This window comes from Pseudomonas sp. B21-040 (genome assembly GCF_024748695.1).
Lineage (GTDB): Bacteria > Pseudomonadota > Gammaproteobacteria > Pseudomonadales > Pseudomonadaceae > Aquipseudomonas.
The window spans coordinates 646,668-667,489 of record NZ_CP087176.1 but is presented as its reverse complement, the minus strand read 5'-3'; the positions used below and the strand labels follow the sequence as shown (position 1 = coordinate 667,489).

20 protein-coding genes and 1 pseudogene are annotated in these 20,822 nt (G+C 61.4%); 14 read left to right on the top strand and 7 right to left on the bottom strand.

Annotation, left to right across the window (positions count from 1 at the left end; all coding sequences use genetic code 11):
* Positions 1–142 precede the first annotated feature (142 nt).
* Genes cobJ through cobG form a run of 4 tightly spaced genes read right to left on the bottom strand, consistent with a single transcriptional unit; the run spans position 143 to position 4,503 of the window.
* Complete coding sequence (cobJ, locus tag LOY55_RS02980; protein ID WP_223523457.1) at positions 143–1,846, bottom strand: precorrin-3B C(17)-methyltransferase; 1,704 nt, start codon at positions 1,844–1,846, stop codon at positions 143–145.
* Complete coding sequence (locus LOY55_RS02975; RefSeq protein WP_046033006.1) at positions 1,846–2,577, bottom strand: precorrin-2 C(20)-methyltransferase; 732 nt, start codon at positions 2,575–2,577, stop codon at positions 1,846–1,848. Before LOY55_RS02975 ends, cobJ begins: the two co-directional genes overlap by 1 nt.
* Positions 2,577–3,203 (bottom strand): precorrin-8X methylmutase, encoded by a 627-nt coding sequence (locus LOY55_RS02970; RefSeq protein ID WP_223523459.1) that lies wholly within the window; start codon positions 3,201–3,203, stop codon positions 2,577–2,579. The genes LOY55_RS02975 and LOY55_RS02970 overlap by 1 nt, the downstream gene beginning before the upstream one ends.
* On the bottom strand, positions 3,196–4,503 hold the full coding sequence (cobG, locus tag LOY55_RS02965; protein WP_309475396.1) for a precorrin-3B synthase: 1,308 nt from the start codon (positions 4,501–4,503) through the stop codon (positions 3,196–3,198). Before cobG ends, LOY55_RS02970 begins: the two co-directional genes overlap by 8 nt.
* Positions 4,504–4,647: 144 nt before the next feature.
* On the opposite strand from cobG, the gene cbiE reads away from it, so the two are divergent.
* From cbiE to LOY55_RS02925, 8 genes are all read left to right on the top strand, one after another.
* Positions 4,648–5,859 (top strand): precorrin-6y C5,15-methyltransferase (decarboxylating) subunit CbiE, encoded by a 1,212-nt coding sequence (gene cbiE / locus LOY55_RS02960; protein ID WP_223523462.1) that lies wholly within the window; start codon positions 4,648–4,650, stop codon positions 5,857–5,859.
* Positions 5,852–6,949 carry a cobalt-precorrin-5B (C(1))-methyltransferase gene (locus LOY55_RS02955; RefSeq protein WP_223523464.1) on the top strand — a complete coding sequence of 366 codons (1,098 nt, stop codon included), beginning with the start codon at positions 5,852–5,854 and terminating at the stop codon, positions 6,947–6,949. The genes cbiE and LOY55_RS02955 overlap by 8 nt, the downstream gene beginning before the upstream one ends.
* Positions 6,946–7,674 (top strand): cobalt-precorrin-6A reductase, encoded by a 729-nt coding sequence (locus LOY55_RS02950; RefSeq protein WP_109785487.1) that lies wholly within the window; start codon positions 6,946–6,948, stop codon positions 7,672–7,674. The genes LOY55_RS02955 and LOY55_RS02950 overlap by 4 nt, the downstream gene beginning before the upstream one ends.
* A 305-nt stretch (positions 7,675–7,979) precedes the next feature.
* The gene (locus LOY55_RS02945) at positions 7,980–8,378 is read left to right on the top strand and encodes a DUF2946 domain-containing protein (RefSeq protein WP_223523466.1); all 399 of its coding nucleotides are present in this window, start codon (positions 7,980–7,982) and stop codon (positions 8,376–8,378) included.
* A 48-nt stretch (positions 8,379–8,426) separates the two neighbouring features.
* Positions 8,427–8,906 (top strand): copper chaperone PCu(A)C, encoded by a 480-nt coding sequence (locus LOY55_RS02940; RefSeq protein WP_223523468.1) that lies wholly within the window; start codon positions 8,427–8,429, stop codon positions 8,904–8,906.
* 21 nt (positions 8,907–8,927) lie between these two features.
* Positions 8,928–9,383: a DUF2946 domain-containing protein gene (locus tag LOY55_RS02935; protein WP_258667620.1), complete on the top strand. Its 456-nt coding sequence runs from the start codon at positions 8,928–8,930 to the stop codon at positions 9,381–9,383.
* An 85-nt stretch (positions 9,384–9,468) separates the two neighbouring features.
* Positions 9,469–11,586, top strand: coding sequence for a TonB-dependent copper receptor (locus LOY55_RS02930; protein WP_223525386.1), 2,118 nt, complete (start codon positions 9,469–9,471; stop codon positions 11,584–11,586).
* Between the two features lie 114 nt (positions 11,587–11,700).
* Positions 11,701–13,077 (top strand): PepSY domain-containing protein, encoded by a 1,377-nt coding sequence (locus tag LOY55_RS02925; RefSeq protein ID WP_223525387.1) that lies wholly within the window; start codon positions 11,701–11,703, stop codon positions 13,075–13,077.
* An 82-nt stretch (positions 13,078–13,159) separates the two neighbouring features.
* Here LOY55_RS02925 and LOY55_RS02920 read toward each other — a convergent pair whose 3' ends face one another.
* Positions 13,160–13,477, bottom strand: a complete 318-nt coding sequence (locus LOY55_RS02920; protein WP_077432408.1) for a hypothetical protein — start codon at positions 13,475–13,477, stop codon at positions 13,160–13,162.
* A gap of 386 nt (positions 13,478–13,863) precedes the next feature.
* Between LOY55_RS02920 and LOY55_RS02915 the strand changes: the two genes are divergently transcribed.
* The 4 genes and pseudogenes from LOY55_RS02915 to LOY55_RS02900 all read left to right on the top strand — a co-directional run.
* Positions 13,864–14,652: an ABC transporter ATP-binding protein gene (locus LOY55_RS02915; RefSeq protein WP_223525388.1), complete on the top strand. Its 789-nt coding sequence runs from the start codon at positions 13,864–13,866 to the stop codon at positions 14,650–14,652.
* Positions 14,649–15,596 carry an ABC transporter substrate-binding protein gene (locus LOY55_RS02910; RefSeq protein ID WP_258667618.1) on the top strand — a complete coding sequence of 316 codons (948 nt, stop codon included), beginning with the start codon at positions 14,649–14,651 and terminating at the stop codon, positions 15,594–15,596. The genes LOY55_RS02915 and LOY55_RS02910 overlap by 4 nt, the downstream gene beginning before the upstream one ends.
* Positions 15,593–16,603, top strand: coding sequence for an iron ABC transporter permease (locus LOY55_RS02905; RefSeq protein ID WP_223525390.1), 1,011 nt, complete (start codon positions 15,593–15,595; stop codon positions 16,601–16,603). The genes LOY55_RS02910 and LOY55_RS02905 overlap by 4 nt, the downstream gene beginning before the upstream one ends.
* A gap of 51 nt (positions 16,604–16,654) precedes the next feature.
* Positions 16,655–16,867, top strand: a pseudogene (locus LOY55_RS02900) (amino acid ABC transporter substrate-binding protein); the annotation flags it as partial.
* Positions 16,868–16,897: 30 nt separating this feature from the next.
* Here LOY55_RS02900 and LOY55_RS02895 read toward each other — a convergent pair.
* Positions 16,898–17,752 carry a hypothetical protein gene (locus LOY55_RS02895; RefSeq protein ID WP_258667610.1) on the bottom strand — a complete coding sequence of 285 codons (855 nt, stop codon included), beginning with the start codon at positions 17,750–17,752 and terminating at the stop codon, positions 16,898–16,900.
* A 1-nt stretch (position 17,753) separates the two neighbouring features.
* Entirely contained in the window at positions 17,754–18,524 is a 771-nt protein-coding gene (locus LOY55_RS02890; protein WP_046033022.1) for a DUF2092 domain-containing protein, read from the bottom strand.
* Between the two features lie 443 nt (positions 18,525–18,967).
* On the opposite strand from LOY55_RS02890, the gene LOY55_RS02885 reads away from it, so the two are divergent.
* Both LOY55_RS02885 and LOY55_RS02880 read left to right on the top strand, forming a co-directional pair.
* On the top strand, positions 18,968–19,537 hold the full coding sequence (locus LOY55_RS02885; protein WP_077432405.1) for a YSC84-related protein: 570 nt from the start codon (positions 18,968–18,970) through the stop codon (positions 19,535–19,537).
* Between the two features lie 787 nt (positions 19,538–20,324).
* Positions 20,325–20,696, top strand: coding sequence for a DUF6124 family protein (locus LOY55_RS02880; RefSeq protein ID WP_109785478.1), 372 nt, complete (start codon positions 20,325–20,327; stop codon positions 20,694–20,696).
* Positions 20,697–20,822: the final 126 nt, after the last annotated feature.

The window sequence follows — 20,822 nt, the reverse complement described above, 5'->3', positions numbered from 1 at the left end:
CGAAAACCGCAACAACAACCCGCCGCACCGGCAGTTAAAAACATTAACTTACAGCCGCACTTTTAATAACAGTGTTGCAAGAGATTGATATTGATTAAACAGCAGCCGATAGAGTGCGGCCTCAGGATGAGGCCGCTGACTGTTATGAAGTTGGCTTGTCGCCATACCAGCGCGGCGTATACACCCACTCGCCACCCTCGGCACGCGGGAACACACAGGTGGTGGAGGAGCCGATCAGCACCATCGTGCGCATGTCCACTTGATCCGGGGTCAATAGCCCCAGCGTGGTGACGCGCAAGGTCTGGCCCGGACGCCCGATGTCTCGTCCCAACACCACCGGCGTTTGCGCGGTGCGGTGTTGCGCGACGATCTCCAGTGCCCGCCCCAACTGCCAGGGACGCGAACGGGAGATCGGGTTGTAGAACGCCAGCGCCAGGTCCGCCTGAGACGCCAGGTCCAGACGTTTCTCGATGATTGCCCAAGGCTTGAGGTTGTCCGACAGGGACATCACGCAGAAGTCGTGCCCCAACGGCGCGCCGGCCTGAGCCGCGGTTGCCAGGGAAGCAGAAACACCCGGAAGGATCTCCAGATCAACGCTGTGCCATGTGGGCTCATTCGATTCGTGTAGCGCTTCGAGCACCGCGGCCGCCATGGCGAACACGCCGGGATCGCCGGACGAGACGACCACCACCGAACGCCCCTGGGCTGCCAGTTCAAACGCATGGCGAGCGCGCTGCATTTCCTCACGGTTATCGGTGCAGTGCAGCACCTGATCGTCGCGAAACGGGCCGGCCATGCGCACGTAGGTTTCATAACCGAGCACATCATTGGCACGCGCCAGTTCGGCCTTGACCGCCGGCACCATCAGTTCGGCGGCGCCAGGGCCCAGGCCGATCACCGCCAGACGACCGCGCGCACGACCGATGCGGGCGGGGTCCAGCGGTTGGCTGGCCACTGCAATAGCAAGACCCAAGTCCGCCGAAACGACGGCAGCGTCCGGCACGCTGTGGCGGGCCAGTTCGCCGACGCTGCCGCTGAACGTCGCAAAACGCAGCGGCACGCCCAGTTCAAGCGCCGCTTCACGCAAGGCCGGGTTGGCCATGTGCCGCTCGCTGGCCACCAGGCACGCCAGCGATTGCACGGCGATGTTCGCCTGATGCAGCGCCGCGCGAATCGCATTCGGCAGCTCCGCCACATCGCCATTCACCGCCACCAGAACGCTGCGCGGGTAGATCAGCAATTCATTAGCCGCAGGCAGGCGCTCGGCACTGCCGACGTGAATCGACAACCGCGCCTGCGGATCCTCGGGCAATTGCGCCTGCGCCAACCATGGCGCCGCGCCTTCGATGCGCACGCTCTGGCCGGCGAGCAAATCCGAGACAAAGCGTTTACCCAGTTCCAGATCACCCAACGCGTAACCACTTGGCGGATTGAGCAGGCAGGTGCCAAAGCGCAATTCACCGCTGGTGGTAATCGCTGCCGCAACGTCGAGACCGTCAGCGATCTCCCGGGCCATGACGTTCACACCACCGAGCCCGCCGAGCAGCGGCACCACGGCGCTGCCGTCTTCGGCCACCGCCAGCACCGGCGGCTCGGCGCCTTTTTCGAGCAACAACGGTGCGAGCGTGCGAATGACAATGCCCGCCGCACACAGGGCGATGATCGGCGTGTCCTGTTGATAGAACTCACGCAAGGTTGCGCCGAACTCGTGATAGACACGGTCTGCGCCTTCAACCCGTTCAGCCAGGCCGTGGATCAATGCGCCGGGGTAAACCTGCTGAATCTTGCGCGCGGTCGCAAGGCTGCCGTTGCCCAGAATGACAATCGCCGGAACGGGACGGGCCATCAGCCTTGCCACCGTTCGCCGGGCACGATAATCAGCGAGAAGTACGGCGAGGACATCGGCTCGACCTCATTGAGCGGCACTATTTTCTGATTGGCCATGGTTGCACGTTCGACGTACAGCGCGCGGTCTGCCAGACCGAGTTCTTCGAGCACCTGACGGACCTTGGGGAAATTGCGCCCCAGCTTCATGATCACCGCCGCATCGGCATCGGCCAGCCGACGCTTGAGGTCGTCGTGAGGCAGCACACCGGACAGCACCGACAAACTCTGATTGCGGTACACCAGCGGCGCGCCCAGCACCGAAGCGCCGCCGAGCATCGAGCAGACCCCCGGCACGACTTCGGCTTCATAGCGCTCGGCCAGTCGATCGTGCAGGTACATGTAAGAGCCGTAGAAGAACGGATCACCTTCGCAGATCACCGCGACGTCACGGCCCGCGTCCAGATGCGCGGCGAGTTCTTCGCCGGCCGCATCGTAGAAATCGCTGATCACTTGCTCATAGGACAGCGGTGCCGGCAATGCCTCGGTGGTTACCGGGTACACCAACGGCAGCAGCGTTTGTGCGTCTTGCAGATGCGCTTCGATGATGCCGAAGGCATTGCCCTTTTTACCCTTGGCGACGAAGTACGCCACCACCGGGGATTCGCGCAACAGGCGCAGGGCTTTGACGGTAATCAACTCCGGATCACCGGGGCCGACGCCCAGGCCAATCAAGCGTCCAGGTTGCTGCATCATTCGATCTCCGTGGCGAGGGCATTAACAGCGGCGGCGGCCATGGCACTGCCACCCAGTCGGCCTTGCATGATGACAAACGGCACGCCGCGACTGTCGGCGGCGAGCGCAGCCTTGGATTCGGCGGCGCCGACGAAGCCCACCGGGAAGCCGAGGATCAGGGCCGGTTTCGGCGCGCCGGCGTCGAGCATTTCCAGCAGGTAGAACAGCGCGGTCGGCGCATTGCCGATGACCACGACGCTGCCTTCCAGATGCGGGCGCCACAGTTCCAGCGCGGCGGCGGAACGGGTGTTGCCCAACTCGCGGGCAAGCGCAGGAACGCTGTCGTCGCGCAGTGTGCAAATCACCTGATTGTTGGCTGGCAGGCGCGCGCGGGTCACGCCTTCGCTGACCATCCGCGCGTCGCACAGAATCGGCGCACCGGCCGCCAGCGCATCGCGCCCGGCCTTGCCCGCGCCTTCGGAAAACTGCAAGCCGTCGATGGCATCGACCATGCCGCAGGCGTGGATCACGCGCACTGCGAGTTTCTCCAGGTCGGCGGGGATTCGTGCCAGGTTGGCCTCGGCGCGAATGATCGCGAAGGAGTTGCGATAGATCTCCTGACCGTCGCGTATGTAATCAAGCATCCAGGGGGCTCCGTGAGCGGTCGTCGAGCAAGGCTGCGACCGCTTCAATAGTAAGACTGCGGGCGTGCAGCGCGCCGAAACCGGGCTGTGCTGCATCGCAAAAATAGAGGTCGTAGCGACCGGCAGAAACCGCCAGCAAGGTGATCGGCGCCCGGTGCGCCGCCGCGCAGGAACGCATGCAACCGGACAGATGAACGTTCAACGCATGCCCGTGACGTTGCAGCAGCGCCGCCAGTTGCCGGGCATCGCCCTTGGTGTCGGCCAGGCCTTTGCCGCACCCGGTCGAACCGGTGCAGGCAATCAGTCGGGCCAAGGCATCATCGGCCGAGCATTGCAGGCCCAGTTGTTCAAGACTGTGGATAACGTACGGCGCATCGACGCGCTGGACAGCGGGCAGCAACAGGCTTTGCCACGGGGTAAAGCGCACGCTGCCATCGCCCTTCTCCCGCGCCAGTCGGGCGACGCCCCGGAGCCTGGCGGGGTCGAGGCGTCCCAGCGGCGGTACGGCGCCGACATACACCTGCCCGGCGTCACGCTGCGAATGAGCGCCGATGTGCAGGATGCCGGCACTCGCGTCACGCTGCCACTCGGTGACGGGCATCAGCGGAACGCGTTCGGCCAGATCAGCGAGAAACTCGTCGAGCGGACATTCAGCGAGCAAATGACGCATGCGCGTCTGATCCGGGCGCGCCCGTTCCAGAAACACTTCAAGCACCGCAACGACCAGCGCATGGCCCTGATCCAGCGCCACCGAACTGACGGGCACGTCTGTCGGGCAACCGGCCAGACCAAACGCCCAGCGCTGTTCGCCGTTCCACTCGACCGCAGAAAGCCACAGGTCATGCGGATGTTCGAGCATGGCCAAGGCTTCGCCGCCATCGAGTTGCACGGCGAATTTGGCGCTGAGGTCATGGAAGGGTTCGTGGTTTTGCAGGGAGGCGAGAATCTGCCCGGCCAACGGACGTGTGTCGATCAACATGTGCTGATCGATCCCGGCGCTCGGGCTGAGCATCAGGTTGCGCACATCATCGCCAGCGACAGTGCTCGGGCCCAGCCCTGCCGCCATCAGGCTATCGATCAACGCCCCGTGCTGCGTACCGATCCCGCGAATTTGCAGGTTGGCGCGGTTGGTCGCCTCGATCACGCCGCCAGCAAAGCGCTCGGCTGCACAAGCCACCGCCTCAGCCTGATCGGCACTGATCGAACCGCCATTCAATTTGATCCGGCAGATACCGCCATCCAATGCCTGAACGATGCGTAGCAACCCCGGGCAAGCCGAGGGGCGTAAGGCAGTGGACATCGGACGTTCGTTCAAAGGGGCGACCGGCTCTGTGGGAAAGGCGCTTCGCGGGCGAAGGCGCGGTATTATGCCTGCTTTGTCAGGCGGCATGAAAAGCCTGCCCGTCGGAACTGTCCGATTGCGAACTATTTTTGAGGGCTGAAGATGTCACCCTGGCTGACAGTAGTGGGAATCGGTGAAGACGGCTTCAAAGGCCTGGGCAGAAATGCCCGGCACGTGCTGCTGCGTGCTTCGCGGATTATTGGCGGTCAGCGTCAACTGGATTTGTTGCCCGTGTGCATTCGTGGCGAGCGGCAGTTGTGGCCGAGTCCTTTTTCCCTGGAGCCGGTGTTGGCCCATCGAGGCGAGCCGGTGTGCGTGCTGGCCAGCGGCGATCCGATGTTCTTTGGCGTCGGCGCCAGCCTGGCGCGGCAAGTGCCGGCAGCTGAAATGCAGATTCTGCCCGCCCCCTCCTCCTGCTCGCTGGCGGCGGCGCGAATGGGCTGGCCCTTGCAAGAGGTCGTGACGCTGTCGGTGGTGGCCCGCCCGGTCGCCGCACTGAACGCCCATCTGTCCAGCGGCGTGCGCCTGCTGGTCTTGAGCAACGACGGCCACAGCCCTGCCGTAATTGCCCGGGTACTGCGTGAACGCGGTTTCGGTCCGAGCCACCTCACGGTGCTGGAGCATCTGGGCGGTGAGGCCGAGCGGCGCATCGAAGGCGTTGCCAATGACTGGAATGATCCGACGGTCGCCGATCTGAACCTGATCGCCATCGAGTGCATCGCCGAACCGAACACTCCGCGCCTTTCGCGTCTGGCCGGGCTGCCAGATTCAGCGTTCAAGCACGATGGGCAACTGACCAAGCGCGACGTTCGCGCCATCACCCTCGCGCGCCTCGCGCCGGTGCCCGGTGAACTGCTGTGGGATGTCGGCGCGGGCAGCGGCTCGATTGGCATCGAGTGGATGCGTGCGCACCCCGGTTGCCGTGCACTGGCGATCGAAGCCGATGCGGGCCGCCAACAGTTGATCGAATTGAACCGCGACGCCCTTGGCGTTCCCGGCTTGCAGCTGATCCGTGGCAGTGCGCCACAGGCGCTCGCCGGGCTCGAACGCCCGGACGCGATTTTCATCGGTGGCGGTGTCACCCGCGAAGGCGTGCTCGACACCTGCTGGGCACAACTCAAACCCGGTGGGCGACTGATTGCCAACGCCGTGACGCTGCAAAGTGAAATGACCCTGATGGCCTGGCGCGAACAGCACGGCGGTGAATTGACCCGCATCCACATTGCTCAGGCCCAGCCGCTGGGAGAGTTCGACACCTGGCGTCAGGCGTTGCCGATTACCTTGCTGGACGTGACGAAGCCCTGCGATGCGTGACGAAACCGCCGAGCAACCCGCCCCGCTGCGCAGCGGCCTGACCACCGGCAGCTGCGCCACCGCCACCAGCCTGGCGGCCGCACGCTTGTTGTTGGCCGGGATGAGTGCTGACGCGGTAGAGATCGTTTTGCCCAAGGGCAAGCAGGTGCAGATGCGCCTGGAGTTTTGTCGCCTGACGGACGACGGCGCCGAAGCCGGGACGATCAAGGATGCCGGCGATGACCCTGACGTGACCCACGGCGCCCTGCTGTTTACGCAAGTGCGCCTGAGCGCCGAGCCGGGCATACGCTTCAACGCCGGTCGCGGCGTCGGCACGGTGACTCGGCCTGGGCTGGTGCTCGGCGTCGGCGAGCCGGCGATCAACCCGGTGCCACGCAAGATGATCAGCGATCACCTGAGGTTGTTGGCCGAAGAGTTCGGTTACAGCGGCGGTTTCGAGGTCACCGTTAATGTCGAGGACGGCGAAGCCCTGGCGCTGAAAACCATGAACCCACGACTGGGGATTCTTGGCGGGCTGTCGATTCTCGGTACCAGCGGCATCGTCCGGCCGTTCTCCTGTGCGGCGTATATCGCCTCGATCCACCAAGGCATCGACGTCGCCAAAACCAATGGTTACCTGCACATCGCCGCGTGCACCGGCAACGCCAGCGAAGACACCATGCGCCGGGTCTACGACCTGCCGGAAATCGCCCTGATCGAAATGGGCGACTTCGTGGGCGCCGTGCTCAAACACCTGCGCAAAGTGCCTGTGGATAAACTCAGCCTGTGCGGCGGCTTCGGCAAGATCAGCAAACTGGCGGCCGGGCACATGGATTTGCACAGCCGGCACTCCAGCATCGACCTGCCGCAACTGGCGGAATGGGCAGCGGCGGTTGGCGCCGATGAAGCGCTGCAACAGGCCATTCGCGAGGCCAACACCAGCCAGCAAGCCTTGGCCATGGCCAGCGCGGCAGGCATCGCGCTGGGTGATGCGGTGTGCCAGCACGCCCTGGATTTTGCTCGCAGCGTGGTGCCGGCGCAGGTTCAGGTCGAAGTGTTTGCCATCGACCGCCAGGGCGGGATCGTCGGTCATGCGGGGGCTTTTCAATGAAGCGCATTTTGCTGCTCGGCGGCGTGACGGAAGCCCTGGCCATCGCTCGAACCCTCGGGGCGCAACACCTCTATAGCCTGGCCGGCGTGGGTCGCGTGCCGAGCGATTTGACCTGCCAGGTGCGCGTTGGCGGCTACGGCGGCGCAGAGGGCCTGGCGCAGTTCATTCGCGATGAAGGCATCGACCTGCTGCTGGACGCCACCCATCCCTACGCCGCGCAAATCAGCCAGAACGCCGCCACTGCCGCGCAGTTGACCGGCATCGCCTGCTGGGCACTGCGCCGTCCGGCCTGGCAACCTCAGGCCGGGGATGACTGGCGCGAAGTCGGCGACTGGGCCGAATTGATCGACGCCCTGAAACCCTTCCACCGCCCGCTGTTCACCCTTGGCCGCGAACCGTTGCAGCACCTGCACGAAATCCCGCCGGAGCAATTCTGGACCTTGCGTGCGCTGGACGTTTACCCCGGCAACGAGCGCTGCGAAGTGATCGGCGCACGCGGGCCGTTTCTGCTTGGCGATGAACGCGAGCTGTTCGAACGTCGGCAGATCGATGTGCTGATCAGCAAAAACAGCGGCAGCACCGCCACCGAGCCGAAGCTGGACGTGGCACGGGAGCGCGGGGTGCCGGTGATTGTGTTGAAGCGGCCGGTGTTGCCGGGGGTTGATCGGGAGTTCGGGGCGGTGGCAGACGTGCTGGCCGCCCTGACAGCTGAGATCAACACATGACCCGTAGCAGCTGGCGAAGCCTGCGTCCGGCTGCGAAGCAGTCGTAAATCCTGCATCCACGGTTAACCTGAAAAATCGAGGTGCCTGATTTTACGACTGCTTCGCAGCCGGACGCAGCCTTCGGCAGCTGCTACAAAAAAATGCGTGATCGGCGCTGGACGGCACTGGCAATCTGAAATTCGCGACTATCATAAATTTATAAATGCATGGCACTGCGACACCACACCGCACGCCGCTTTTTTACTTATCGGCCCTGATCAGGCTAAATAGCCGCGCTTGATCGCCCACTCAACCGGATTTGTCCCATGTCCCGACATCGGCTTGCAATTGCCTGGATCGCCTGCTTCGCAGTGCTGTTCAACATGCTCGCCATGCCGATGAGCAACGCGATGGCACAAACGGCGAAATCGCCGGCCGAGCAGTTGTTGTGGGGCAGTTTCTGCACGTCCAGCGGCACCAAAATGGTGGCGATTTCCCTGGGCACGCTGGAGCAGAAAGCACCACAAGGCGACGATCATTCCAACATGCAGCATTGCTGGTGCTGCTCGGGCTCCGCGCCACTGGTGGCGTTGCCGGGGCACGAACCACAGTTGTACTTCGCGCAGTTCGAATCCAATCGAAGCCTGCCCGCCGCCACACTCGATACCCCTACACCGCGCCAGCAATGGCCCAGCCTCAACCCCCGCGCTTCCCCTCTGGTGTGATTCCTTCTCGCAATTGACCTGCGTTTTGAATCGCTCTGGAGAACTGCCATGTTGAACAAACTCATCGTTCTGGCCGCGTTGCTGCTGCCTGCCTGCCTTGCTAATGCCCACGAATATAAAGTCGGCGAATTGGAAATCGCTCATCCGTGGTCGCAAGAATTGCCGCCCAACGCGCCGACCGTTGCTGCGTATTTTGTGATCGACAACAAAGGCAAAACGGCTGACCGACTGCTCAGCGTTGACTCGCCCATTGCCGGCGAAGCCCAGTTGCATGAACACATCATGCAAAAGGATCTGATGAAAATGCAGCAGGTGCCGAGCGTCGACATCCCTGCCGGCGGCAACGTCACGTTTGCGCCGATGGCCTATCACGTGATGCTGGTAAACCTGAAAGACCGCAGCCTGCTGAGCGATGGCAAACACTTCCCGCTGACAATGCACTTCGAAAAAGCCGGTGACGTGACCGTCGAAGTCGCGGTGCAGAAGAAGCCACAGGAAGATACGCAGATGCACGCCCACGCCCAGTAATCGACTGAGCTGAACACTCCCATGCGCCCGCTTAGCGCCAGGTCATCCGCGTCACGTCGTCAGTCCATGAGCCTGACGCGCGGCAGCTGGATCAGCCTGTTCGCCATGCTGATGATCTTTATCGGACCGCTGATTTCTCAGTCGATGCCGATGGATCAACGCGCCTCTTCAATGACCATGAACATGTCGATGGACATGAGCATGGACATGGATATGTCGGCAATGGAGCACGCCGACCACGGCGCGCAACCCACTGCCGAGCATTGCCCGCCTACCACGTCGCACCACGCGATCTGGGAAAAATGCGGCTATTGCAGCCTGCTGTTCAATTGCCCGGCGCTGACCGGCGGTGTTTCGTTTACCGCCTTCGATACCCCGCCAGCCCCCACGTTCACCACCCCGTCCACCCGCCTGGGCCACGCCCGGCAAACCGTCTTCCCCGGCGCCCGAACCCGCGCCCCACCCGTCGTCGCGTAAACACCCCACCGCTGATTTCACACGGTTTAGAAGACAGCCAAAGGCTGCCGGCCGTGTCGTTTACGACTGTTCGATGGAAATTGTCATGTCCAGGTTTTCTGCTGACTCACGCTTGAGCGCTGCCCAAGCAACTTTCGCCCTGAACGAATCCAGTGTTCGTTTCAGGCACGCCACCGCATTGCTGTGTGGCGCTTTATTGACCCCTATGGCGATGGCTAATGAACACGCCGGCCACGCTGAAGAACTGAGCCCGACGGTGATCACCGCGATCGCCCCGAGTTCACCGCTGACCATCGTCACCAACCCCAAGGACCCGCGCCAACCCGTGCCGGCCAGCGACGGTGCCGACTACCTGAAAACCATCCCCGGCTTCGCCCTCGTGCGTAACGGCGGCACCAATGGCGACCCGGTGCTGCGCGGCATGTTCGGCTCGCGGATGAACATCCTCACCAACGGCGGCCAGTTACTCGGCGCCTGCCCCGGCCGGATGGATGCCCCCACCTCCTACCTTTCGCCGGAAACCTACGACAAACTCACCGTCATCAAAGGCCCGCAAACCGTGCTCTGGGGCCCGGGGGCTTCGGCCGGGACCATCCTGTTCGACCGCGAACCGGAAAGCTTCGGCGAACTCGGCTCGCGTGTGAACGCCAGCGTATTGGGCGGCTCCAACGGTCGCTTCGACAAAGTGGTGGACGCCGCTGCCGGCGGACAGCTTGGCTACGTACGGGTGATCGGCAACACCGCGCATTCCGACGACTACCGCGACGGCAACAACGACACCGTGCCGTCGCGCTACGACAAGTGGAACGGTGACGTGGTGCTCGGCTGGACCCCGGACGCCGACACCCTGCTGGAATTGACCGCCGGCAAAGGCGACGGTGAAGCGCGTTACGCCGGGCGCGGCATGGACGGTTCGCAGTTCAAGCGCGAAAGCCTGGGCCTGCGTTTCGAGAAGTCGAACATCGGCGACGTGCTGGACAAGGTCGAGGCGCAGATTTACTACAACTACGCCGACCACGTGATGGACAACTACACCCTGCGCACGCCCTCCGGCACCGGGATGATGTCCGGGCCGATGGCGTCGAACGTGGACCGCCGAACCCTCGGCGCACGAATCAAAGGCACCTGGCGCTGGGCCGACATTCAGTTGATCAGCGGCATCGACGCGCAAACCAGCGAACACCGCCAGCGCGGCAGCATGGGCATCGACACCTACAAAAACCTGCCATACACCGAGGACGCCGACTTCCACAACTACGGCGTCTTCGGCGAACTGACCTGGTACGCCGCCGACCGTGACCGGCTGATTACCGGCGCACGCCTGGATCGCGCGACGGTCAAGGATTACCGGCAAACCATCGGCTCGGGGATGATGACGCGCCCCAACCCGACTGCCGACGACATCCGCGCCGACACCCTGCCCAGCGGCTTCGTGCGTTATGAACATGACCTGGCTGACAGCCCAACCACCCTGTATGCGGGCCTCGGCCACACCGAGCGTTTCCCGGATTACTGGGAACTCTTTTCACCCAAGAACGGCCCCGCCGGCTCGGTGAATGCCTTCGATTCGATCAAGCCCGAGAAAACCACGCAGATCGACTTCGGCCTGCAATACAAAAACCAAGACCTCGAAGCCTGGGCCTCGGGTTACATCGGCAAAGTGCACGACTACATCCTGTTCAACTACACCCCGACCATGATGGGCACCACCTCCCAGGCACAGAACATCGACGCGCGAATCATGGGCGGCGAGCTCGGTGCGGCGTATCAACTGACCTCCAACTGGAAAACCGACGCCACCCTGGCCTACGCCTGGGGCAAGAACAGCAGCGACGGCAACGCGCTGCCGCAAATGCCGCCACTGGATGCGCGTTTCGGCCTGACCTACAGCGAAGACAACTGGAGCGCCGGGGCCTTGTGGCGCGTGGTCGCGGCGCAAAACCGCATCGACCTGAACAAGGGCAATGTGGTCGGCAAGGACTTCGGCAAGACCCCGGGTTTTGGCGTGTTCTCGCTCAACGGTGCCTACCGGATCAACCAGAACTGGAAGGTCAGCACGGGCGTCGACAACCTGTTCGGCAAGGCCTACGCCGAGCATTTGAACCTGGCCGGCAACGCCGGTTTTGGCTACCCGGCCAATGACCCGCAAGCCATTAAAGAACCGGGGCGAACGCTCTGGACCAAGGTGGACATGAGCTTCTAACAAGAAAAGTAAAAGATCGCAGGCTACGCCACGCGCACCCCCTGTAGGAGCTGTCGAGTGAAACGAGGCTGCGATCTTTCACAAACAATTAAAACGCCAAGCGGAGCACAACCGATGAAACAGCCCAAAGTGAATTTCTACAACCTGGCCTGGCGCTGGCATTTCTATGCCGGTCTGTTCGTGGCGCCTTTTATGGTGATGCTGGCCCTGACCGGCACTCTCTACCTGTTCAAACCGCAACTTGATCCGTTGATGTACGGCAGCCTGATGAACGTCCCGGCCGGCCACCACACCGTGTCCGCCGATGACCTGCTCAAGCGCGTGAAAGAGGCTTATCCACAGGCAACGATCAAACAGTACCTGCCGCCGGTCAACGCCGAACGCAGCGCTCAGTTCGTCGTGATCAACGGCGGCACCGAATTGAACGTGTTCATTGATCCGTACCACGGCGACATCCTCGGTGAGCAAGACGCCAAGAAGAACCTGCAAGCCATCGCACGGGCGATTCACGGCGAGCTGATGATCGGCACCGTCGGTGATCGACTGATCGAAATGGCCGCCGGTTGGGGCATCGTGCTGGTGGTGTCCGGTGTGTTCCTGTGGTGGCCGCGCGGCCAGGCAGCGGGCATTTTGTGGCCGCGCCTGAGCAGTCGCGGTCGTGTGCTGTGGCGTGACCTGCACGCCGTGACCGGTTTCTGGGGCGCGTCGTTGCTGTTGGTAATGTTGCTCAGCGGCATGACCTGGACCGGTTTCTGGGGAGAGAAATACGCAGGCGTCTGGAACGTGTTCCCGGCCGCCATGTGGGACAACGTGCCCAAATCCGATGAAGAGGCCCGCAGCCTCAACACCGCCACGCGCCAGACCGTGCCGTGGGCGATGGAAAACACGCCGATGCCGATGTCTGGCGACCACGCCCAACACATGGCCCACGGCGGCACGCAAGCCGGCCCCGCCGCACCGACCATCAGCCTGCAAGACGTGCAGGACATCGCCGAGCAACGCAACGTCGAGCCGGGTTACAGCATCACCTTCCCGAAAACCGCGACGGGCGTGTTCACCATCGCCGTGTTCGCCGACGACCCGCGCAACGACGCCACGCTGCATGTCGATCAATACAGCGGTGAAGTCCTCGCCGATGTGCGTTTCGAACAGTACGGCACCGTCGCCCGCGCCACCGAAATCGGCGTGATGCTGCATGAAGGCAAGATGTTCGGCGTGGTCAACCAGATCATCGTCCTGCTGATTTGCCTGATGATTCTGCTCAGCGCCGTCAGCGGCGTGGTGATCTGGTGGAAGCGCCGTCCGCAAGGCAAGTTCGGCGTTCCACCGCTGCGCCACGACCTGCCGAAGTGGAAAACCGCGACGGTCATCATGCTCGCACTGGGCGTGATGTTCCCGCTGGTGGGGGCTTCCATGGTGGTGGTCTGGGCGCTGGACCGGGTGCTGCTGGCACGCCTGACTCGACAAACTCAAACGGGCCCGGTTGTCTGAGTAATGAACGGATACCGAACCGTGCAAGCAACATGAGGAATAGGGGCTGGTGCTCGCTCTGGCCCCATTCAAGTTACCCGCCTCAGCAGGGATCAACCTGAAGGTAGCCGTTGCAATTGTGGACACTGCTCAATGCGTCCATGTCGATGTCCCGGGACAGATTGGGTACGCCACCACCGTACTGATTCTCGCAAGTAACGGTCATTCGACACTGGCCATTCTGCAGGTCGATGACCATCGGCACGACCTGATCTGGCGAGGTAGCATTTGAGTACTCCTTGCAGCTTTGGCTAACAGGATTCTGCTTCCAGGCGCTGATGCAGTCTTGTCCGGCAGTGGCCGCGGCAGCGCTCCATAGAACCAGCACACAGGCCAATGTTGTGATGGTGAAGATCGGCATGATCAGTATCTCTCTGCCCATGAAGAGATTTAACGCTAACGCTCGCGAGGGCCACGGTCTACTGTCACAAATGACAGTCCGGCATAACTTTTGGCGATTGAATGAATCTCAAACCAGCAAACTGAATCGGTCTCATCTTCATCATGAAACAGGCGAGATGCGCGGATTAGAGAGGTCTGTAGACTCCCCGCGCTTATCTTGCGGTCATTTTTAGTGTTACTGTGTAACGCAAAATGACGCTCTGACCCTAAGACCCCATCGCGAGCAAGCTCGGCTCCTACAGGAATTGCATGAACCCGTATCGCGATGGCGCTGCGTGACCCTGTAGGAGCCGAGCTTGCTCGCGATGGGGCCATCAGCAACACCCAATATCTCCGAGCAAACGCATGACCTCGCTGAACCTCTCCCACCTCGCCTGGACACCCTTGGGCCACGGCCATTGTCATCACCAGTTCCAGCTGCGTGATGCCTCCTTGCACGTGGCCGCCGGTGAGTTCGTCGGGTTGATCGGCCCCAATGGCAGCGGCAAGACCAGCCTGTTGCGGTGTGCCTGGCGCTTCAGCAAACCCGAAAGCGGCGAGGTCCGGCTCGACCATCAAAACGTCTGGAAACAGTCCTCGCGCTGGTGCGCGCAACGCATCGCCGTGGTGCTGCAAGAATTCCCGGACGCGTTCGGCCTGACCGTCGACGAAGTCGTCGCCATGGGCCGCACGCCACACAAAGGCCTGTTCGATGGCGACACCCTGGATGACCGGAACCTCGTGACCCAGGCGCTGGAATCGGTGGGCCTAAAAGGCTTCGAAGACCACGCCTTCGCCACCCTCTCCGGCGGCGAAAAACAACGCGTGATCCTCGCCCGCGCCCTGGCCCAGCAACCGCAACTGCTGATCCTCGACGAGCCGACCAATCACCTCGACCCGCGCTATCAGCTCCAATTGCTGCAACTGGTCAAACGCCTGCAAATCGGCACCCTGGCGAGCATCCACGACCTCAACCTCGCCGCCGCTTTCTGTGACCGGTTGTACGTGATCAATCACGGCCGCATCGTCGCCAGCGGCACACCCCGGGAAGTGCTCACCGAGGCATTGCTGCGCAACGTCTTCGGCGTCGATGCCTTGATCGATGAACACCCCCTGCACGGCTACCCACGAATCACCTGGATAACCCAACCATGACTTTGCGTTCCCTGCTGTGCGCCGCCCTGTTGCTGGGCAGCGCCCAGGCATTGGCCGAGGCCACTCATTACCCGTTGACGATTCAAAGCTGCAATCGCGAAGTCACCTTCCAGCACGCGCCGAAACACGCGGTCAGCCACGACATCAACATGACCCAGATGATGCTCGCCCTCGGCCTCAAGCCGAGCATGGCCGGTTACAGCGGCGTGACTGGCTGGAAGTCGGTGACGCCCGAGATGCAGAGCATCCTCGACGGCTTGCCAGAGCTGGCGGCCAAGTACCCGTCGGTGGAAACCCTGCTCAACGCCAACGTCGATTTCTTCTTCGCCGGTTGGGATTACGGCATGCGCGTGGGCGGAGACCTGACGCCGCAAACCCTGCAACCGCTGGGCATCAACGTCTATGAACTGACCGAGTCCTGCGCGTTCGTGATGAGGCGCCCCGCCGCCAGCCTGGAAGACATCTACAACGACCTGCGCAACCTCGGCAAAATCTTCGACGTGCAGGACCGCGCCAACGCCTTGATCGCGCAGATGCAGGCGCAAGTCGACGAGGTGCGCCAGGACCTGCCGGCGGACAAACCGCGCGTGTTCCTTTACGACAGCGGTGAAGACCGCGCCATGACCTCCGGCCGCCTCGGCATGCCGCAAGCGCTGATCGATGCGGCGGGCGGGCGCAACATTCTCGAAGACGTCGACGCGAGCTGGACCCGGGTCAACTGGGAGAACGTGGTCGAGCGCAATCCGCAGGTGATCGTGATCGTCGACTACGGCGAAGTCACCGCCGAACAGAAGGTGCAATTCCTGCTCAACAATCAAGCGCTGCAATCAGTGGACGCGATCAAGCACCAGCGCTTCATCATCATTCCCTACGTGCAGGCGACGCCGGGCATCGACAACGTGTTGGCGGTCGCAACCCTGGCCAAAGGTTTCCACGGCGAATGATCAACCATCGTTACGCGTTGTGGCTGCTGGCCCTCGGCGCGTTGTTACTGGTGTCGTGCGTGGTGTCGCTGGGCTTCGGCCCGGCGCGGGTGCCGGTGGACGTGGTGTGGCGGATTTTGCTGCACAAGGCATTCGGTGTTGGCGACGTGAACTGGAGCGCCGGGCAGGAGCACATTGTGTGGCTGATCCGCGTGCCGCGCATGTTGCTCGGTGCATTGGTCGGCGCTGGGTTGGCGTTGATTGGCGCGGTGTTGCAAGCGGTGACGCGCAATCCACTGGCCGACCCGCACCTGCTCGGCGTGACCTCGGGTGCCACCCTCGGCGCGGTGATCGTGGTGCTGCATGTCGGTGAAATCGTCGGCCTGCTGACCTTACCGATGGCCGCGTTTATCGGCGCGCTGGTGAGCATGTTGCTGGTACTGATGATCGCCAACCGCAATGGGCGACTGGACAGTGACCGGTTGCTGCTGTGCGGTGTGGCGGTGTCGTTCGTGATGATGGCGATTGCCAATCTGCTGCTGTTTCTCGGCGATCACCGTGCCAGTTCCGCGGTGATGTTCTGGATGCTCGGCGGGCTCGGGCTGGCGCGTTGGGAATTACTGGCGGTGCCGGCAGCCAGCGTGTTGCTGGGGTTGGTGTTGCTGCTGGGCATGGCCCGACCGCTGAATGCGTTGATGGCCGGCGAACAGACGGCGGTGACCCTGGGGCTCAATGCGCGCACCGTGCGGTTGCGGGTGTTTTTGATTGCGTCGCTGATGACCGGGGTGCTGGTGTCGATCAGCGGGTCCATCGGCTTTGTCGGGCTGATGGTGCCGCACATTGCGCGGCGCCTGGTCGGGGCCGAACACCGGCGATTGTTGCCGGTGTGCGTGTTGCTCGGCAGCGTGTTTCTGGTCTGGGTCGACGTCGCCGCCCGCACCCTGATCGCCCCCGAGGATTTGCCCATCGGCGTGGCCACGGCGGCGATTGGCGGGTTGTTCTTCATCGGCCTGATGCGCCGCCGTTGACGCTCACAAGAACACCACTGAACTCTGTGGGAGCGAGCCTGCTCGCGAAGACGACGGCACATCAATCGGGGACTGGCCAACCAGACGTATGTCTCCGTAGCGGGAGGCGTGACCGAGGAGTGGATCCGACAGCAGATGCGACTGCTGGGCGTGGTCGCCACCTTGATCACCGTCGACTCCACCACCGCAGGCCTCAAGCTGGCGGCCAAAGGCAAGGCCGATGCGATGTTCGCCGAGCGGATGACACTCAAGAACCTCCTCGACAATCAGTACCCCAACGGCCCGCGCTTTGCTTCAGGGCGCTGGAACCACAACGTAGTTCACGTTGCTCCCTTGATACTGTGGCTGATACCAGGTTGACCCGCACTGTAAATACGTCGTGTTGTTGCGCATGACCTGCGAGCAATCGTTGGGCATTTCGTCAGGCTCCATGATTGACCCGATAGCCGCTGCGGTAACCGCTACCGTAGCGCCTACCACTAATGCCGCCGCGAGCGGATTATCGAAGTCATCATCGTCGTCATAGTGGCCGTAACCATCCGCATTGACGTTGACGTTACGGTTGATGTTGCCATTGTTGACGTTGGCCCGGTTGCCCACGTTGTTCCCGGCAGCGGTGCGGTTGCCGGCATTCACATTATTGCCAGTACGGTTGGTCGCATTGAGGTTGTTCGCCGTATTGGCGCGGTTCTCGGCGTTAACGTTTTCCCCCGCATTGGCACGGTTCTCGGCGTTAACGTTTTTCCCCGCATTGGCACGGTTCTCGGCGTTAACGTTTTTCCCCGCATTGGCACGGTTCTCGGCGTTAACGTTTTTCCCCGCATTGGCACGGTTCTCGGCGTTAACGTTTTTCCCCGCATTGGCACGGTTCTCGGCGTTAACGTTTTTCCCCGCATTGGCGCGTTGACCCGTATTGGCTTTGTCCCCTGCGTTGGCGCGATTACTCGGTTTGGCAGTGTTCGCGCGTTGCTGTGGCGGATTGACCCGTTGAGCCCTTTGCGCGTTGGCTGGCGGTGGCCGGTTCACCGAAGTCTTGGCCTGCCCTTGGGCACGTTGAGGTCTGGCATCGGCCATGGGGATTGTACCGACGGTGAGTACCGATGCGGTTGCGAACGCAAACAACAGGTTCCACGCCAATGTGCGTTTCATGTCATTGCCCTCCCTGCTCAGCCACTTTTTTCAACGGAATAGCTGCATCGCCTTTGCCCGGTTTGAAGGTGAACATTGACTCCTTCAACTGCGGTTTCAGATTCCAGCGATATACCGCGCTGTATTCCGGAAAACTGGGTGCATCGGTGGTGGTAATCACCAGCTTGCACGGTAGCGGTGTTTGCGAACGAGTGATCCACAGCTGCCAGTCGACGCCCTCCTGCCTGAACGCCAAATGGTCACACAGCTTGCCGTCGATCGTCGAAGGCCCAACGTAGGCCGCTTCCTTGAGTGCATCAATTTGCGACTGATCGCTGCCGAACAGGAACAGGTCCTCCATGGGCACTTGAATACCGTAATGTTCCTCGAACAGGTGCAGGGCTTCGGACAGTGTTGGCGGCGCGTCTACTGTTGTGTAGTACTTGAGGAACGGGGCGTATTGGGTCAGCTGCTTGCCGTTGTAGAACAGCTCCCGGTTGCGCACGTCGCCGTCTGCCTTAGCGTAAAACCGATTGTGGTCGAGGACTTTCAGCGTATTGGTGGATTGGGTTTTGATCTTCTGCCCAGACTCAAGAACCGAGTCCCGCGTCACTTCGGCGTCCACCTGAAACTTCGGCAAACTGCGCAGGTAATTGCCCATATCAATGAGCTTGTCGACAACACGCGTGTTGATTAGCGGGTTGCTCGGCGTCGCGGGCGGATCCTCTGCATGGGCCACGGATGCCAGGGCCACGGAGAACATCAGGCAGAAAACACGCGTGCTGGCTTTCATACATCCCACTCCTGGCTCGACGTTGATGTGAAACAACACCCTATTCACATGACTGCTGGCTGAGCCTAGTTCGCCATTGACCACAACGCCACTAAGGCGGGTCTCGTCGGTTTGCGGGTTTGAATGTTGTTTGGTGTTGGCCTCGTCACCGGTTCAACCCGCGCTGTCCGAGCGCCATCGGAGTCATCCCGGCATGGGGCGACAGCTGTTTACAGCGCTGAAAACCACCGGCACCTCAGTTTCGTTTACCGGTGTTTTTTTGCATCAAGCAATAAAAAGCCATCAGTCCACCGGATGGCCCTGTTATCAATTCGCATAGCATTTGACCAACCGCTTAATAGGATTACAGTCTAAGTGAAAGGTCGACCCCGTCGGTCTTTGAGCCGCAACGGCTGTCGCCACGCAGGTTCCTCAACGGCAGGTACAAAAACGGAGTATTGCTCATGATCAAATACCTTCGAATGATCGCAATGATTTCAATCTTCGCGATCGCTGCGGGCTGCCAAATGAATCAATCAACTTCCGCCTCTAGTGCGAAGGCTGCTAACGCGGAAATGGACCGCGACGCGAAGGCGGCGTTACAGAGTTTGTATACCAAAACGCCGCAAGCGCGCGCCCTCGCGCAGCGAGCCAAGGGTATCCTCGTTTTCCCTGATGTGCTGAAAGCGGGCCTCATCGCCGGCGCACATCATGGCGAAGGCGAATTGATCGAGAACGGAAAAGTCACGGGATACTACGCCACCACAGCAGCCTCATACGGCCTTCAGGCGGGCGTGCAGAGGTTTGGTTACGTGATGTTCTTCATGACCTATTCAGCGATGAACGATCTGAAAAATGTTAATGGATTTGAGGTCGGCGTGGGCCCAAGCATCGTGGTCGTAGATTCAGGCATGGCCAAGTCGATGACTACCTCAACGGCTCAGTCCGATGTCTATGCGTTCATCTTTGATCAAAAGGGCTTAATGGCCGGGCTGGGATTGCAGGGTTCAAAAATTACCAAGCTCAGTCGCTAACCAGCATGTCCTGCGTACCGGAGGGGCTTAGTTGAACTGACACCCCCTGTTTGCGCCAAGATGCGCTGTATCGATGAATGGTTTCGATCAAATAGTTGGGCGATCTGCTGGAGAGCAGTCGCCTTACTGCCAGTGATCCCACATCAGTTTTTTCTGGCTTTCGGTGTAATAGATCCGAGATCTCTTTCATCTGCAACACGCCTTCTACTTACACAGAATTTAGTTGTGTTGCATCGACCTGCTGAATCCACAGTCCCTGGCTGCCCTTAGCGGAGGGCAGCAATGGGGCGCTCTCTGCCGGTCGTCACTACGGCGTGTGCTGGTCAAGTCGAATACAAACAATTGGTCAGCACGGATGCAATTGACCGGTCAGGGGCAATGCAAATGGGTGCTCAAGTCCATGCAAATACGCACAAACCCGCTCTCGCAGGGGAGTTGTGATTCTGGGCTTGTTTATGTGTGTTTATACGGACGCAAAAAGTCAGGACGTTTCCCACGGGTTTTTCAGGTTGTTCGTCGGACGTGAGCTGTCTAGTCTGGGGCCGTCACTGCACATCAGTGATCGGGCGTGAGAACCCGGGAAATATAGCCACGCAGTACTCGTATCAGCATAATTGCCGTCAGCTTATCCGCTGCCTGCAAATGCGTTATGGCGGCTGTGTGTGGGCGGACTTCGGTCCGGCCGGTTTCTTGGCTTCCCGGTTTCTCACCCTGCACATAGCTGCCTCCCTCTTCGCCGCGTGAGAAACGGCAATTGGTGGCTCCAACTTGAAACCAAGGTATTCACATGAATAAGAAGCTCGTACCAGATCCACCCATCGACACCACCATCTCCGATCCCGAAACATCTCGCGACGAAGATCTGCTCAGGGACCGCGACGCCATCAAACGCGCCCTCGACTACTACCTCGATCCCCCGGCGCACTACACCGAAAAACCCCGCCGCCCCAGCACCATGTTCATGATCGCCCCGAACAACGACACCGAAAGCCTGTTGGTCAACGCCTGTGAATCCCTGGCATCCGCCAGCGTCATGGCCAGCGATTTCGCCACCGACCTGATCGGCCCGCAACGCCACAAGGCGATGGCGATCCAGCAGATCATCATGCTCGCGGAACTGGCCGTGAACCGCGCGGTGGATAACGTCGTCCCCACTTAGAAACACCGCAAAAAAATGTAGGAGCGAGCCTGCTCGCGATGACGGCGGCACATCCAGCATCAATGTGACTGACACACCGCTTTCGCGAGCAAGCCCGCTCCCACATTTGATCGATGTTGCTTGCAA